At 58.8% G+C, this 15,229-nt stretch carries 15 protein-coding genes, 1 tRNA gene and 1 other RNA gene; 9 read left to right on the top strand and 8 right to left on the bottom strand.

Annotation, left to right across the window (positions count from 1 at the left end):
* Positions 1-102: 102 nt before the first annotated feature.
* Positions 103-504, bottom strand: a transfer-messenger RNA (tmRNA) gene (gene ssrA, locus NW816_RS05850).
* Between the two features lie 100 nt (positions 505-604).
* On the opposite strand from ssrA, the gene NW816_RS05845 reads away from it, so the two are divergent.
* Positions 605-676 (top strand) — tRNA-Lys (locus NW816_RS05845).
* Positions 677-678: 2 nt separating this feature from the next.
* On the opposite strand, the gene gatC is transcribed toward NW816_RS05845, so the two are convergent.
* The 3 genes from gatC to NW816_RS05830 form a co-directional block, all read right to left on the bottom strand.
* Positions 679-972, bottom strand: a complete 294-nt coding sequence (gene gatC, locus NW816_RS05840) for an Asp-tRNA(Asn)/Glu-tRNA(Gln) amidotransferase subunit GatC (protein ID WP_414400282.1) — start codon at positions 970-972, stop codon at positions 679-681.
* A 97-nt stretch (positions 973-1,069) separates the two neighbouring features.
* Complete coding sequence (locus NW816_RS05835; protein WP_414350803.1) at positions 1,070-1,591, bottom strand: photosystem I assembly protein Ycf3; 522 nt, start codon at positions 1,589-1,591, stop codon at positions 1,070-1,072.
* A 193-nt stretch (positions 1,592-1,784) separates the two neighbouring features.
* The gene (locus NW816_RS05830) at positions 1,785-2,069 is read right to left on the bottom strand and encodes a chlororespiratory reduction protein 7 (protein ID WP_414408547.1); all 285 of its coding nucleotides are present in this window, start codon (positions 2,067-2,069) and stop codon (positions 1,785-1,787) included.
* 123 nt (positions 2,070-2,192) lie between these two features.
* Here NW816_RS05830 and trpS point away from each other — a divergent pair, with 123 nt between their 5' ends.
* A complete protein-coding gene (gene trpS / locus NW816_RS05825) occupies positions 2,193-3,188 on the top strand; it encodes a tryptophan--tRNA ligase (protein WP_414408546.1) in 996 nt (331 codons plus the stop codon).
* Positions 3,189-3,210: 22 nt separating this feature from the next.
* Here trpS and NW816_RS05820 read toward each other — a convergent pair whose 3' ends face one another.
* Positions 3,211-4,227, bottom strand: a complete 1,017-nt coding sequence (locus tag NW816_RS05820) for a DMT family transporter (RefSeq protein ID WP_414408545.1) — start codon at positions 4,225-4,227, stop codon at positions 3,211-3,213.
* Between the two features lie 86 nt (positions 4,228-4,313).
* Here NW816_RS05820 and truB point away from each other — a divergent pair, with 86 nt between their 5' ends.
* Complete coding sequence (gene truB, locus NW816_RS05815) at positions 4,314-5,222, top strand: tRNA pseudouridine(55) synthase TruB (RefSeq protein WP_414408544.1); 909 nt, start codon at positions 4,314-4,316, stop codon at positions 5,220-5,222.
* 239 nt (positions 5,223-5,461) lie between these two features.
* Positions 5,462-5,965, top strand: a complete 504-nt coding sequence (apcB, locus tag NW816_RS05810) for an allophycocyanin subunit beta (RefSeq protein ID WP_011433791.1) — start codon at positions 5,462-5,464, stop codon at positions 5,963-5,965.
* A 10-nt stretch (positions 5,966-5,975) separates the two neighbouring features.
* On the opposite strand, the gene NW816_RS05805 is transcribed toward apcB, so the two are convergent.
* Positions 5,976-6,740 carry a TIGR03943 family putative permease subunit gene (locus tag NW816_RS05805; protein ID WP_414408543.1) on the bottom strand — a complete coding sequence of 255 codons (765 nt, stop codon included), beginning with the start codon at positions 6,738-6,740 and terminating at the stop codon, positions 5,976-5,978.
* Positions 6,741-7,200: 460 nt separating this feature from the next.
* On the opposite strand from NW816_RS05805, the gene NW816_RS05800 reads away from it, so the two are divergent.
* Positions 7,201-7,992 (top strand): ABC transporter permease, encoded by a 792-nt coding sequence (locus NW816_RS05800; protein WP_011433789.1) that lies wholly within the window; start codon positions 7,201-7,203, stop codon positions 7,990-7,992.
* A 91-nt stretch (positions 7,993-8,083) separates the two neighbouring features.
* On the opposite strand, the gene metH is transcribed toward NW816_RS05800, so the two are convergent.
* Both metH and NW816_RS05790 read right to left on the bottom strand, forming a co-directional pair.
* Positions 8,084-11,785, bottom strand: coding sequence for a methionine synthase (gene metH / locus NW816_RS05795; RefSeq protein WP_414408542.1), 3,702 nt, complete (start codon positions 11,783-11,785; stop codon positions 8,084-8,086).
* Positions 11,786-12,014: 229 nt separating this feature from the next.
* Complete coding sequence (locus tag NW816_RS05790) at positions 12,015-12,140, bottom strand: hypothetical protein (RefSeq protein ID WP_414383983.1); 126 nt, start codon at positions 12,138-12,140, stop codon at positions 12,015-12,017.
* A 279-nt stretch (positions 12,141-12,419) separates the two neighbouring features.
* On the opposite strand from NW816_RS05790, the gene rpoD reads away from it, so the two are divergent.
* The 4 genes from rpoD to NW816_RS05770 all read left to right on the top strand — a co-directional run bounded on the left by rpoD (position 12,420) and on the right by NW816_RS05770 (position 15,224).
* Positions 12,420-13,628 carry an RNA polymerase sigma factor RpoD gene (gene rpoD, locus NW816_RS05785; protein WP_414350793.1) on the top strand — a complete coding sequence of 403 codons (1,209 nt, stop codon included), beginning with the start codon at positions 12,420-12,422 and terminating at the stop codon, positions 13,626-13,628.
* 84 nt (positions 13,629-13,712) lie between these two features.
* Positions 13,713-13,907, top strand: coding sequence for a hypothetical protein (locus tag NW816_RS05780; RefSeq protein ID WP_414408541.1), 195 nt, complete (start codon positions 13,713-13,715; stop codon positions 13,905-13,907).
* Positions 13,908-13,968: 61 nt separating this feature from the next.
* Positions 13,969-14,760: an adenosylcobinamide-GDP ribazoletransferase gene (locus tag NW816_RS05775; RefSeq protein ID WP_414408540.1), complete on the top strand. Its 792-nt coding sequence runs from the start codon at positions 13,969-13,971 to the stop codon at positions 14,758-14,760.
* Positions 14,757-15,224 carry a molybdenum cofactor biosynthesis protein MoaE gene (locus NW816_RS05770; RefSeq protein ID WP_414408561.1) on the top strand — a complete coding sequence of 156 codons (468 nt, stop codon included), beginning with the start codon at positions 14,757-14,759 and terminating at the stop codon, positions 15,222-15,224. Before NW816_RS05775 ends, NW816_RS05770 begins: the two co-directional genes overlap by 4 nt.
* Positions 15,225-15,229: the final 5 nt, after the last annotated feature.

The following is a 15,229-nucleotide window of genomic DNA, read 5'->3' as shown; positions in this document are numbered from 1 at the left end:
TGACCGAATCGGGATCCAACGGATTTGGGTGGGCTGTCAAGAATATCAAAAAGCCCAGAAGCCTTGCTGTGTAGGAACTTCTGGGCATTGTTCAACTTTGGGAAATGGAGCTGACGGGAGTCGAACCCGTGTCCGAGATGGGTACTGAGGGATCACTCATTCACAGGTTTAGCCTCTTTGACCCTCGAGGCGGGGATCGCCGCTTGGATCCCGGCGATGGGAGTTCTCCGCCTGATCTTGGTCTCTCCCTCGACGGAGCCGGAGTAGAGAGCTGCACCCGTTGGGGTTGTGATCCGCCCACTTAACGGGGTCGTGAGCAGATCCTCGAGCTCAGAGTAAGTTTTCGGTTACTGAGCCTTAGGCAGCCAAAGCAGCCGCTTTACGAGCAAAGGGTACGACGTTGTTCGCACGTACTTTTTTGAGCCTGGTGGTAACGGGATAAGCTCAATCCCGACCTGCCTCATGAACCCATGTTCGCCACCCCGTCGAAACCGTTACAGCCCCAGGGTTGACTTGAGTCCAGCATAGCAAGATTTTTGGGGATACGGCCAGAACCTTTGCGAATGTGACAGAAGCTTTGCTAATATGACAAAGCTGCAAACTTGGGTCGGTAGCTCAGCGGTAGAGCACTCGGCTTTTAACCGATTGGCCCAGGGTTCGAATCCCTGCCGACCCATGTCAGTCTTCTTCTTCCAAAATGCGGGGCACCTTGAAGAACATGTCTGCCCGGTCAGGGGCGTTGGCCAGGATCCCTTCGATATCCGGGTAGGGCTCGACTTCATCGGGGCGGGTGGGCAGTTCCATGTCCAGGACGTGAAAGGTGGGCTCTACCCCCTCCGTGTCCAGCTCCTTCAGTTGCTCCACGTAGGCCAAGATGTCTGCTAGCTGCTCTGTGAACTGGATCTCTTCCTCCTCGGTCAGCTCCAGACGAGCCAAGTGAGCAACATGTTGGACTTCTTCCCGTTTCAGCATCCTCTCCTCCGGCTCCCAGATTATCGACTTGACTTAGCCCAGGGTAGCCGAGATCAACCGTTCGCGTTAACGGAACGGAGTCCTTCTGCAGGAAAGCTCAGTACACCTCCAGGTTGGCGCGCCCGGTGGTTTTCAGCCAGTTTTGGGCCTCGATGTAGTTGTTGGGGGCAATGCGAATGGCCCGAATCCAGTACTGGGCAGCCTCGTTGAACAGGGCCTCTGCTGTTTCCTCATCCCCGGCTTGCAGGCTCAGCTCGCCCTTGTGGTGCAGCAATACGGCAATGTTGTTCAGGGCAGAGCAAAGTCTTGGGTTTAACTCCAGAGCTTGGTGGTAGTGGTCGAGGGCTTTGTCAAGCTCGCCGTTGCTCTGGTAGATCAGGCCCATGTTGTAGAGAATGTAGCTGCGGTCTTCTTCCCCTTGCTCGAGGGCGAGGGCTTCTCTGTAGTTTTCTAGGGCCTCGGCGTATTCTCCTTCGCTCTGAGCGGCCATGCCATCCCGGTAGTAGGCAAAGGCTTTCTTTTCCTCGGAACTCACCCCTGGCAGCAGTTTCAGAATTAGATCGGCCATGACGGTGAAGGTCTTGTCAATGAAGTTGTCGTTCTTCATGCTGCGCGGCATGGCTGACCCCTTTTAAGTTTAGGACTAAGGATCTCTACTCTTGCGTTGTATCACGCCCAAGGCGGGATCCGAAACACAACCCCGTACTGCCCGCCCCACCTCTGGTGAGGTTTTTGCTATGCCTGCGGGAGGGGAACTGCAACGCTGCTGCAACGAGGCCACAAACGGCCTTGTCAAGGAACTTCCGAGCCTGTTAAGACCGTGTCGAGGAGCGCTTGCTCAGGCGCACAGGATGCCACTGCACAGTTTCGCCGGGGCAAACCTCGAGCTCACAGGCGGTGTCGATCAGCCGCTGTGCCTGCGCTTGAGGGGTGGGATAGCGGGCCAGATCTGCATCCACCAAGTGGGGATGTTCCTGCAACAGCCGCATGAGAAACTCCTGCAATTCCTCGGGGCTGAGAAATTGCTCCGGCAAGCCCGGGATCAGCAGCACATAGTGGTTGGCAGCACGTAACAGTTCGGGTTCTGAGTCTAACATGGTGTGGGGTTGGGCGTCTTTTTTCCATCATGAACCAACGGGTTGCGCCTCTCTTGATATCCTGAAAAAGACTTTCCTTGCTCTTGTCCTCCGTCTTGTTGGCGTTTGAGATTTGCTTTCCCTATGGCCAAGCCGCGCACCCTCTCTGGCATTCAGCCCTCTGGCGAACTGCATTTGGGCAACTACTTGGGGGCAATTAAAAACTGGGTGGCCGAGCAGGAGCACTACGAGAACTTTTTTTGCATCGTCGATCAACACGCCATCACCGTTCCTCAGGATCCTAAGCTGCTGAGGGAGCGAACCCGTTCGCTGTTTGCCCTTTATTTGGCCTGCGGTCTCAGCCTGGAGCATTGCGTGCTATTCGTCCAGTCCCACGTGCCTGCCCATACGGAGCTGGCCTGGCTGTTCAACACCATCACCCCCATGAACTGGGCGGAGCGCATGATCCAATACAAGGAGAAGAAAGAAAAACAGGGAGAGGAGACCAGCGTTGGCTTGTTCAGCTACCCGATTTTGCAGGCGGCGGATATTTTGCTCTACCAACCCAAGTATGTGCCAGTGGGGGAGGATCAGCGGCAGCATATTGAGCTGTGTCGGGACATCGCTCGCCGCTTCAATGACCGTTTTGGAGAGGTGTTTCTGATCCCAGAGGCCCTGATTCGTCCGGAGGGGGCGCGGGTAATGAGCTTGACCGATGGTACGCGGAAGATGTCCAAGTCGGATCCCTCGGATTTCAGCCGTATCCATCTGCTGGATGACCCAGATACCATCCGCAAGAAGATCCAAAAATGCAAGACCGATCCCATTCGGGGCATTGCCTTTGACGATCCGGCTCGTCCCGAAGCCCACAATTTGTTGACGATTTACATGCTCACCTCCGGCAAAAGCAAGGAGGCGGTGGCGGCTGAGTGTGCCGAGATGGGGTGGGGACAGTTCAAGCCCCTCCTCGCCGACAGCATCATCGCCGCCCTGCAGCCCATTCAGCAGCGCTACCGGGAACTGTGGAGCAACCCGGACCACCTGCTCGTTCTGATACGGGAGAATGCCGCTAAGGCCCGTGCCATCGCCGAGCAAACGCTACAAAGGGTGAGAGAGGCCATGGGGTTCTTGCCCCCCTAAGGGATCCCTGCCCAAGCTTTGATCAGTCGGGGTTGCCATCGCGGATCTCGACGGTGCTCAAGGCGCTCACCAGCCAGTCTAAACCCAGCTCTGAGAGGATCCCTTTCCAGCCCAGGTGGAGGCGCTCCTGCCATTCTTGCCGGTGGTTAATCAAGTACACACAGACCAGAGTGATGCCCACTCCCAGCCATTGCAGCCGCGTCAGCGATTCCCCCAGAAAGGTGCTGCCAAACAGCAGGGCAAAGATGGGGGTGAGGAAGGTCAGGGAACTGAACTCGGTGAGGTTTTCCTGGGAGGCGAAATAGAAGAAGAGGGCATAGGCCAAGGCGCTCCCCATCACCGAAGCGTAGAGAAGGCCCAGCCAGTGGATCCCGCTCAGGTGTTGCCATTGCTGGGTTTCTGTTAGTGCTGACAGCAGGATCAACGGCAGGCTGCCCAACACCATGTGCCAGCCCGTCGCCAGCACCGGATCCGCCACCTCCGCCACCTTGGGCATCATCACGGTGCCGATGGCCATCGACAGGGAGGCCATCAACATCCAAACGACGCCGGCCCCCAACTGCAGGGATCCCTCGCCGGATAGGCCGATGAGGCCAATGCCGAAAACTCCCAGCCCCAGGCTCAGCCAGCCCAGGGATCCCATCCGCTCGCGGTAAAACCAGGTGGCCATCAGAGCCACCGCCAGCGGCTGCGAGTCGATTAGCACGGATCCCAGGCCTGCCCCTGTCTCTTTCAGCCCTTGGGCCAAAAATCCCTGAAAACAAGTGCCGTCCACTAGCGCAAACGCCAACACCCATAGCCAGCCGCGCAGCCCTCTGGGATGCCAGGCGTGAGAGGCCGCAGAGCCCCGCCCCTGCCAGAGCCGAAAGGCAAGAACCAGGATCCCTGCCGGCAGCAACCGCAGAATGGCAATGAAGAGGGGGGTGGTCTCGGAGAGGGCATCTCGCATCACCACCATTGCTGAGCCCCACAGGAAAAAGGGGGCAATCATCAGGAGGCGTTGCCAGATAGGCTGAAAGAACAGGTCAGACTGAGCCATAGGTGCTTCAAACTTGGAGACGAAAGTTAACCCCATGTTAAGCGCTGGGGCAGCTCAGTTACAAATCTTAACTGTTGATGCATATTATGCCTGGCATAGGATCCCTGGAGGGCTTTCTCAACCTGGACAAGCCGGCGGGGCTCACCTCCCACGACTGTGTGGCAGTGGTGCGGCGGGTCTTGCGCACCCGCAAGGTGGGGCATGGGGGCACCTTGGATCCGGCGGCAGCGGGGGTTTTGCCGATTGCGGTGGGACGGGCAACACGCTTTTTGTCGTTTTTGTCGGGGGATAAGGTGTATCAAGCAACCTTCCGATTGGGACAGCGCAGCGACACCGACGATGCCGAAGGGCAGATCCGGGTGGGATCCCCTTGTCCTGGGTTGAGTCGCGAGCAGGTGGAGCAGTGTTTGCGGGAGTTTACCGGCGAGATCTGGCAGGTACCGCCCCTCTACAGCGCCCTTAAGCGCCAGGGGAAAAAGCTCTACCAGTTGGCCCGGGCCGGCGTAGAGGCTGCGGAACTCCAGTTGGAACCCCGACGGGTGGTTATTCAGCAACTGCGGGTCCTGGGCTGGCGAGCCGGAGACTTTCCGGAAGTGGATCTGGAAGTTGCCTGTGGCCCCGGCACCTACATTCGTGCCCTTGCCCGCGATGTGGGGGAAAAATTGGGCTGTGGAGGGCTGATGAGCCGGCTGCGACGGCTGCAAAGTGGCCCCTTTCGCATCGCAGAAAGCCTGCCCCTGGAGAAATGGCAGGGATCCGCGGATCCCGCTGCCGCCCTGTTGCCCATTGAGTGGGGATTTGCCGATTGGGAGGCAGTAGAACTCTCTTCCGCCGAAGCGAAGCAGTGGCTGCAGGGTCGGGCCATTCTCCTCGACCGGCCTGTTGTCGATGCCCCTACTTTGCGGGTGCTGGATGAGGAGGGCAAGTTTTTGGGCTTGGGGTATGGTCAGGCAGGCCAGCTCAAGCCGCTGCGGGTGTTGCCGCCGGATCCCTAGAGTGTTGCAGAAAAGTTACATTTTCGTAACAACATTGGCCATTGTCTCAGAGGGAAGTGGGAAAGAAACCCCCGCATGCTAAACTTCTGAGGGCGAAGGGGAGCCTGAAGCGTCGCCGTTGCCGGGCTGTGGCTCGATTTTCCAAGGTTGACCTTTGGATGTTGTCCGGCAAAATCTCTTCTCATTTTTTCATCTCAAGCTACTTTACAAAATAAAGTCACAAGAATGGAGCTGGGGATATGCGGGATGCCGTAACCACACTGATCAAAACCTACGACCTGACGGGCCGCTACTTGGATCGGGAGGCAATGGATGCGCTCAAGGCTTTTTATGACTCGGGGCTGCGGCGCATCAAGGCCGTGAACGTGATCAATCTCAACTCAGTGGATATCGTCAAAACGGCTGCTGCGGCCATGTTCGCCCAGGTGCCAGATCTCATTCGTCCGGGAGGCAACGCCTACACCACCCGCCGCTATGCCACCTGTTTGCGGGATATGGACTACTTCTTGCGCTACGCTTCCTACGCGCTGGTGGCTGCCGACAACAGCATTTTGGATGAGCGAGTCTTGGCCGGCTTACGGGAGACCTACAACTCCCTCGGTGTGCCCATCGCCCCGACGGTGATTGGGATCCAAAACATGAAAACCCGCACCCTGGAGCTGCTTGGCTCCGGCGAAGACTATAGCTTTGTGGCCGAGCCCTTCGATTACCTGAGCGCCAAGCTGAGCGAAACCGATATCTGAGCGCCTACTCTCACTCGTCGGCGTAGGGATTGGCCGGCACCGGTATCGGCTCCAGCCGCTCGGCAACGATCACCAACTGAGATAATCCATCCCGCTGCTCCACGGCCATGCGCCCCTCCAGACGCAGCCAACTGTCGGCAGTTAACTGCTCTGCCTCTGGCCAGCGCACCGGCAAGCCCACAGGGTAAGCATCGGCAGCACAGCAGCTAACCAAAAACCGAGCAATAACAAAGTGGTCGGGTCGCTCGTCAGGAATGACGAACCCCTGCACCCGCACCGGCTGGTCTTCATAGGTGTAGGGATCCGGGTAGACATCCAAGGTGCGCACCCAGTCCAGCAGAGTTCGCTGACGCGGGTCGAGCTTGGGGCGAAAAGCCTGCGGCTGGCTACGAGATACCCCCAGATAGGGAGATACCCCTCGGTTGAGGGCAGTTTGGCTGGAGAGCGGGCGTGGCTCGACCCAAAACCCCAGCAGTGCTGTCAGGATCAACAGTCCTGCGCCCAGCCGCGGCCCCAGTAGCGAGGAATGGACTTCAGAAGAAGGGACTTTGGCTCCTCGCCAACGGCCAATCCCCAAGCCCAACAGACACAGCCCGGCCAACAGCGCCACATTCACGTAGCCGGGATTGATCAACATCAGCAGGGTGCCCCGCCAGCGATAGACGATCAGCAGGATCCCTAGCAACATCAACCCAACCGCCTCCCAGTAGGCTGTATTGCCCCACCGCAACGGTTTGGACTCCGTCCCGCTGACGCGACCGACAGGCCGAGACATACCCTTGGTTTTCGCGTGCGGTTCCTCTGGATTTTGTTTTTCTCGAAGACGACCAGAACTGCTTTTGGGCATGGGTTGCAGCTTTTTCACACCACTCCGAGCCTAAGTTTAGCAATCCTCGCGGAGGTGCCCACTGCCGGCGTTGGGGAATGCCTGTGCTGCCAATTTCCCAGTCACAGGTATCGGGTTGCCCGAATAAGGCAAGGACTCCGTCCCCCTAACGCGAACAGCAAAACATTTCGTTTGGCTCACGTTCTTTGATTGCCGTCTTTACAGCTTCAGGGATCCCATCATCAATTCAACAAATCCAGCCACAGATAACCTCACATTGGCACGGACTTTGGCGTGATAGACAGGGTTGCAGGCTGATGTATAAAGCCTAGGGAGTTGCTGCAATTTTGGCGGTCTGCTCTACAGTGGGATAGAGACAACTGAGATACCACACACGAATGTTGGCCGAATGTTGGCAAGGATACCCACCTGGCTGCGGGGAGTCAGCTATGCCATCTATGGCTTTCTCTACCTGCCAATTCTGCTGATCGCCGTCTACTCCTTTAACCGAGCCCGCTTTGGCCTGGCGTGGACAGGTTTTACCTTCGATTGGTACCTTTCCCTGTTTCAGAATGCCCTGGTCTGGCAGGCCACGCAAAATACCCTCGTCCTGGCGTTGGTCAGCACGCTGGTCAGCACGCTGCTGGGATCCCTGCTGGGCTATGGGCTGTATCGCTATCGCTTCCCCGGTAAAAAGATCCTGCAGGGGCTGATGCTGTTGCCGGTGATCGTCCCCGATATTGTGATGGCCATCGCGCTGCTGCTGTTCTACCAGTTTGTGCGCTTTTACACGGGCCTCTTTGAGCTGGGCTTGGGGACGATGATCTTGGCCCACATTACGTTTCAGATTGCTTTTGTGGCTATTGTGGTGCGCAGCCGTCTCCAACTTTTGGATCCCGCCCTGGAAGAAGCAGCCTATGACCTCTATGCAAACACCTGGCAAAAGCTACGCTATGTCACCTTGCCCTTGGCCATGCCAGGGATCCAAGCTGCCGCTTTGCTGGCTTTTACCCTTTCGATAGATGATTTTGTCATCTCCTTTTTTACCAGTGGGCCGGAGAGCCTGACCTTGCCAATTTTGATCTACAGCACGGCGCGACGAGGAGTTACCCCGGAAATCAATGCCCTCTCCACCTTGATCATTCTGGTTACCTTGATCTTGGTCGTGGGCTTCCCCCTGCGGAGTGCTCCGCACCGCTGACGCGAACAGCCGCTCCTGCCTGGGATCCCGCTAGCCGTTCTCGACAGTTCCCCCTCTCCCCCTGAGAGAGGTTGGAGATGAGGGCCTAAGCCTAAGTGTTGAAGTAGCGGGCTGCCGGATGGTAAGCAACGATGGCGGTGGTGGACTGTTCCGGATCCAACTGATCGCTCTCGTCCATGGTCAGGCCGATGCGCTCGGCCTGGAGCACCTGCAGCAGAACCCGTTGGTCGGCGATGTTGGGGCAGGCCGGATAGCCGAAGCTATAGCGGGATCCCCGATAGCCCTGGTGCAGGATCTTGCGGATGTCGGGGCTATCTTCGTGGCCGAACCCCAGCTCCCGCCGGATGCGGGCATGGCACCATTCCGCCAGGGCTTCCGCCAGGGTCACAGCCAGGCCGTGGAAATACAGGTAGTCAGTGTACTGGCCTTCGGCAAACAGGCGCTGGGCATAGGCGGTGGCTTCTGCCCCTACCGTAACCGCCTGCATGGGGAAGACATCTACTAGGCCAGTGGAGCGATCGGCAAAGAAGTCAGCGATACAGTAGCGGTGGCCGCTCTTTTGGCGGGGGAAGGTGAAGCGGGCCAGCTCCCGCACCTGGGGAGAAAGCTGGGGCCGCTCGACCGTCGGCAGTTGGAAGTAGGTGGTGGAGTCGGGCTCCAGGGCAAACAGCTCCGGGAAGCTGGCCGGGTCGAACAGGATTAGAGTATTTCCTTCCGCCTGCGCCGGGAAATAGCCGTAGACCACTTGGGGGTGCAGCAGATCCTCAGCCAGGATTCGCTCCTTCCAGCGCTCGATCACCGGCTCCACCTGGGTGGCGATAAACTCGGCAAACTCCTCCGCCGACTGGTCGCGGGGCTTGCGAATCTGCCACTGGCCGGCTACCAGGGCCTGCTTGTCGATGTAGAAGAAGACCTCTGGCCAGGGGATCTGATCCGAGGCGAGAAGTTTGGATCCCCAGAAGGGCGGGATAGGCCGTTCGGTCTCGAGGGCAACCGCCTCGGAGCGGTGGGTGTCTGGGGGTGGGGTCTCCGTTCCGCCGTTGCCAGCCGAGATGGCAAGGGCAGGAGTAGCACCCACAGTCACCTCTGGAGCAGGCAGGGTGGGATCTGTCTCCTCTAGAAGAGTGGAAGCAGCTTCTTTTTGGCCGTTGGCAGAGGGGGATCCCAGCTCTAGGTCGTCCAGAAAACCCAGCCGGTCATCCCAGCGGCCAGCAGCCTTGGCCTGCATTAGCCGATCCATAAAGTTCAGATCAGTAAAGGCATCGCGGCCATAGATCACCTGGCCTTTGTAGGTCTGGCGGCAGTCTTCTTCCACAAAGCGGCGGGTAAGGGCCGCCCCTCCTAGGATGACCGGCACGGTGATGCCCCGCTCGTTAAACACCTCCAAATTCTCTTTCATAAAGGCCGTGGATTTCACCAACAGGCCGCTCATGGCAATGCAGTCGGCCTTGTACTTTTCATAGGCTTCGATGATGTTTTCCACCGGCTGCTTGATGCCCAAGTTAATTACCCTGTAGCCGTTGTTGGTGAGGATGATGTCCACCAAGTTTTTGCCAATATCGTGGACATCCCCCTTGACGGTGGCAATCAAAAGAGTGCCTTTGCACACTTCCCCTCCCACCTTTTCCATGAAGGGCTCCAGGTATTTCACCGCCGCTTTCATGGTTTCTGCCGACTGCAGCACAAAGGGCAGTTGCATTTTGCCAGCGCCGAAGAGCTCCCCCACCTCCTTCATGCCATCCAGCAAAAAGGTGTTGATGATCTCCAGGGGAGGATATTTCTGCAGTGCCTCCGCCAGGGTCTCCTCCAGGCCAATCCGCTCCCCGTCAATGATGTGCCGCCGCAGGCGCTCCTCCAGAGGCAGCGTGGCCAGGGATCTGGCTGCCCGCAGCTCTTGGCTGGAAACTCCCGCAAACAGCTCCGTCAGCCGCGCCAGGGGATCGTAGGTGCAAATGCCCGAGGACTCCGTCCCGCTAACGCGAACGGCGTTAAACTGCCGCCGATCCCAGATCAGATCCCGACACACCTGCTGCTGCTCTGCGGGGATCTTGTTCAGGGGCAGGATCTTGGCGGCGCTGACGATGGCGGCATCCAGCCCAGCTTCACGGCACTCGTGCAAAAACACCGAGTTCAACACCACGCGGGCTGCCGGCGAGAGCCCAAAGGAGATGTTGGAAATGCCCAAGAGAATGTGGGTCTCCGGGAAAGCCTGGCGGATACGGCGGATGGCCTCCAGGGTGGCTGCCCCGTTGCTACGGTCTTCCTCGATGCCGGTGGAAATGGGCAAGGCCAAAGGGTCAAAGAAAATCTCGTAGGGCGGGATCCCGTACTCAACCGCCTGGCGATAGGCCCGCTCGGCAATCTGGAACTTCTTGTCGGCGGTGCGGGCCATGCCCTCTTCGTCGATGGTGCCGATGACCACCCCGGCGCCGTAGGTTTTAGCTAGCTCCAGCACCTTGAAGAAGCGCTCTTCCCCGTCTTCGTAGTTGGTGGAGTTGAGCAGGCACTTGCCCCCCGCCACCTTGAGGCCCGCTTCCATCTTTTGCCAATCGGTAGAATCCAGCATCAGGGGAATTGGGATTTGGGTAACCAGCCGCGAGACCAGCTCCCGCATATCCCGCACGCCATCCCGGCCCACGTAGTCCACATTCACGTCCAGGATGTGGGCTCCCTCCCGCACCTGCTCCCGCGCTAGGGCCACCAGGCCGTCCCAGTCTTCGGCGTTGAGCAGCTCCCGCATCTTTTTGGAGCCGCTGGCATTCAGCCGCTCGCCGATGATTAAAAACGAGTTGTCCTGCAGGTAGGGCTGGGGCGTGTAGATCGAGGCAGCAGCGGGAATGCGCTCGACGGAGCGGCGTTTAGGCCGCAACCCCTGCACGGCTTCCACCAAGGCGGCAATGTGCTCGGGACGGGTGCCACAGCAGCCTCCCACCACTGCCACCCCCAGATCCCGCACAAAGTGCTCCAGGTGGAAGCGCAACTGCTCCGGCGTGAGCTTGTAGTGGGCTTTGCCGCCGATGTTTTCCGGCAGGCCAGCGTTGGGGATGCAGGAGATGGGGAAAGGAGAATGGCGGGACAGATAGCGGATGTGTTCGACCATCTTGTCTGGGCCAGTGGCGCAGTTGAGGCCCAGCACATCGATGGGATAGGGCTCCAGGATGGCCAGGGCCGCCCCGATCTCCGTGCCCACCAGCATTGTCCCCTGCACCTCAAAGGTCAGGGACACCACCACCGGCAGGCGGATCCCGCGTCGGGCAAACTCCTGCTGCACGGCCACCAGGGCCGCCTTGGTCTGCAAAATGTCCTGGCAGGTCTCGATGATCAGCAGATCCGCCCCACCGTCAACTAGCCCCTGCACCTGCTCCTCGTAGGCAGCCCGCATCTCATCAAAGCTGATGTGCCCCAGGGTGGGCAGCTTGGTGGTGGGGCCAATGGAGCCGGCCACAAAACGGGGCTTTTCCGGCGTCGCAAACTCGGCTGCTACCCGCTTGGCCAGTCGCGCCGCCGCCACGTTCAGCTCGTAGGCTTTTTCCGGGATCCCGTACTCGGCCAAAACGATGGAGGTGGCCCCAAAGGTATTGGTCTCAACAACGTCGGCCCCCACTTCCAGAAAGCCGCGGTGTACCCGCTCCACCGCCTCCGGCTTGGTCAGCACCAGCATCTCGTTGCAACCCTCCAGCTCCGGCCCACCAAAATCCGCTGCCGTCAGGTTCTGGGCCTGGAGGGAGGATCCCATCGCCCCATCAAAGACAATCACACGTTCCTGGAGATGCTGCAGGAAGGGATGGGTCATAGAAGTCAAAGTCAGGCAGGGTGTCATCGACCTAGAGCCTGATTTAAGTTAGCATCGAGCCATTTGCTCGGACTAGGCCGAGGGGCCAGGGATCCCATCTTGGCCATTGTTGAGGTGAATTTAACATTTTCTTTGCCTGCCCCGTTGCTGTTTCCCCCAGGTCGGGCTAATTTAGGGAAGACGTTTTGGTGTGAACGGCTACAGTTGCTCGCAAGTGTTCCTCCCAGGGTCACTTGCCGCCTGCTGTAGAGCGATCTTCTCCTCGCGGGTTGGAGTGGTTGAGGTGCTGAATGTTCTGCCCCCCCAGTGAAGTGCCTCGCACCTCGTCGCAGGATTGGCGAAGAGAAAGATCCACCTTTCGCCACCTCGAGAGGCCCCGTCCATCAAGACGAGTCTTGCGCCAGTTCAGTTGAGCTCCATGAGCGATATCTGCTTCCAGATTGACCCGAGCAATCGGTTATTCAGAAGCGGGCAGGCTGGCCTAGGGCAAGTCAGGCTTTGGCTTGCGGATATCGGCTCCCTCACTCTGGCGTTGTGGGATGCAGCAGAGCTGCAACTTGCTCCTCTCCCTTTGGCGTCTAAGCTCCCTTAGTCACCTTTAGTTGTCTGTGATTAGGATCACGAGGAACTCAGCATGGCTCAAGCAAAGGAATTGGTGAAATCGGGTAAAACAGCTCTTCTCGAACCGGATCTGGAAAATCCACCTTCCAGCGCCCTGGAGTTGGACACCGAGACAGATACCCTCGAGAGCGAACTGGATACCGGTGACACTGATGCTTTTGATGAGGATGACGACGAAGAGGCAGCAGAGGAGGATGGAGAGACTGCCGCCGCCGGTGCCAAAGGTCGCTCAAAGCGCAAGGCGGCCAGTAAGAAAAAGCCCTACACCGATGACTCTATCCGGGTCTATTTGCAAGAAATTGGGCGTATCCGGCTGCTGCGGGCCGATGAAGAAATCGAGCTAGCCCGAAAAATTGCCGATCTGCTGGAGCTAGAGCGCGCTCGCGAGGCCGTTTTTCAGCGTATGGGCCTCTGGTCAGACCCAGAAGAGGTGCCGGACACCCTCTGGGCAGAAGAGGTCAAGATGTCCTTGCCGGAATTTCGGCGGCGGTTGCATCGGGGGCGGCGGGCCAAAGAAAAGATGGTGCAGTCTAATCTGCGTTTGGTGGTGTCCATCGCCAAAAAGTACATGAACCGGGGCCTGTCTTTTCAGGATTTGATTCAGGAGGGATCCCTGGGCCTGATTCGGGCAGCCGAGAAATTCGACCACGAGAAGGGCTACAAGTTCTCCACCTATGCGACGTGGTGGATTCGACAGGCCATCACCCGCGCCATTGCCGACCAATCCCGCACCATTCGCCTGCCTGTCCACCTCTACGAGACGATCTCCCGCATCAAAAAGGTAACCAAGTTGCTTTCCCAGGAATTGGGCCGCAAGCCCACCGAAGAGGAGATCGCCACCCGCATGGAGATCACCATCGAGAAGTTGCGCTTTATCGCCAAGTCGGCCCAGCTTCCCATCTCTTTGGAAACCCCCATCGGCAAGGAAGAGGATTCTCGGCTGGGAGACTTTATCGAGTCGGATGGGGAGACGCCGGAGGATCGGGTGGCCAAAGTCTTGCTCAGAGAAGATCTGGAAAGTGTTTTGGAAACCCTCACCGCTCGCGAACGGGATGTGTTGAAGTTGCGCTACGGCTTGGATGATGGCCGCATGAAAACTCTGGAGGAAATCGGCCAGATCTTTAATGTCACCCGTGAGCGAATCCGGCAGATCGAGGCTAAGGCTCTGCGCAAGTTGCGCCACCCCAACCGCAACAGCGTGTTGAAGGAATACATCCGGTGACTCTGGGGCCCATTCCTTCTAGCTCTCAGGGAGAGCCGGGGCAAGGGATCCAAGAGAGTTCCCGGCCCCCTAAGGCAGACTGAGTTGGAACTGCCAACCCGCGCGATGGAGGATCTTCAGCATGAACTCGAACCAGACTCCGCGGATCCCAGTCTTTCTGAAAAAGCAGCCCTCTTTCTGGTGTTGGCCGCGGTGGGCGCCATCGGAGCTTTGGTGGCCAAGCTCACCATTGTCAAGCTCACCATTGTGGTGGGGCGCACCGTTCGCAAGGATTCCTGAGCGTCTCTCCAAGAGGGCTGGACTGGCAGATCCCTTTGCACAGAACTCAAGGATGGAGTGATTGCGGCGCTTCTGGGCAGCTTTGACCTTCTACACGGCCCTGCCTCTGGGGTGGGTGGGGGAGTTGTCGTTTGAGGGCATTGCCGCCTGGCTGCCGGGGGTAGGTGTGTTGCTGGGCGGGATCCTCTCCTTGGCCGGGATCCTGCTGCAGGTTTTCCCCAATCCGGTGCGGGCCGCTTTGCTCTTGGCCCTGTGGGTTCTCTTGACCGGTGGACTGCACCTGGACGGGGTGGCCGATACTGCCGATGGCTTGGCGATCAATGTCCACAAGCCTCCCCACACAGGGGATCCGCAACCGGCAGCCCAGGCAGACCCGGAGGGATCCCGCCGCCTGCAGGTGATGAGCGACAGCCACACTGGGGCCTATGGGGTGCTGGCCTTGGTGCTGGTGCTGCTGCTGAAATTTGCTGCCCTGAGTAGCCTTCAACCTTGGCCCCTCTTGCTGCTGGTGCCTGCTTGGGGGCGTTGGGGCCAGTTGCTCGCCATTGCCCTGTACCCCTACCTGCGCGAGCAGGGATCCGCCCGCTTCCTCAAGGACTCCACCTCCTTGCCGGGATCCCTGTGGCCGGGCACTCTGCTTTTGCTGGCCATCACCGGGGGGTTGGGCTGGGTCGGGCTCTTGGCTTGGCCCCCTTTGCTGCTCTGGACGCTGGGATCCGCCCTGGGAGCTTGGGCTGTGGGCTATTGGATCTACCGCCAGTTGGGAGGGCACACGGGGGACACCTACGGGGCTACGGTGGAATGGTCAGAAGCGATAGCATTGCTGTGGGGATCCCTTATTGGGCCATCATGAATCTCCTGACCGTCCTGAAGACTTCCTTCCAGATCACCCTGGCTCCCCTGTCCATCGACCGTGTCCACCAAGAGGCCTCCCATCCGGGCAATGGGGCCGTGGTGGTGATGAGCGGTACCGTTCGAGACAACACCAATGGCCGCCCTGTCGATTACCTGGAATACCAAGCCTATGAGCCCATGGCCCTGAAGGTCTTCGCCGACATTGCCCGACAGATTCAGCAGCGCTGGCCAGACGCCAACAGCGTGGTCATCCACCACCGCATCGGCAAGTTGCGCATTGGCGAGATCAGCGTCTTGGTGGCGGTAGGCACCCCCCATAGGGCCGAAGGGTTTGCCGCCTGCCAATTTGCCATCGACACCCTCAAGCACAACGCCCCCATCTGGAAAAAAGAATACTGGCGAGATGGTAGCAGCGCCTGGGTGAGCATCGGTGCTTGCGAGCTCTCTTCAGAAAGGAGGTAGATCTC

The organism is Synechococcus sp. W55.1 (assembly GCF_047461655.1).
GTDB lineage: Bacteria > Cyanobacteriota > Cyanobacteriia > Thermostichales > Thermostichaceae > Thermostichus.
This window is presented reverse-complemented; position numbering and strand designations above follow the sequence as displayed.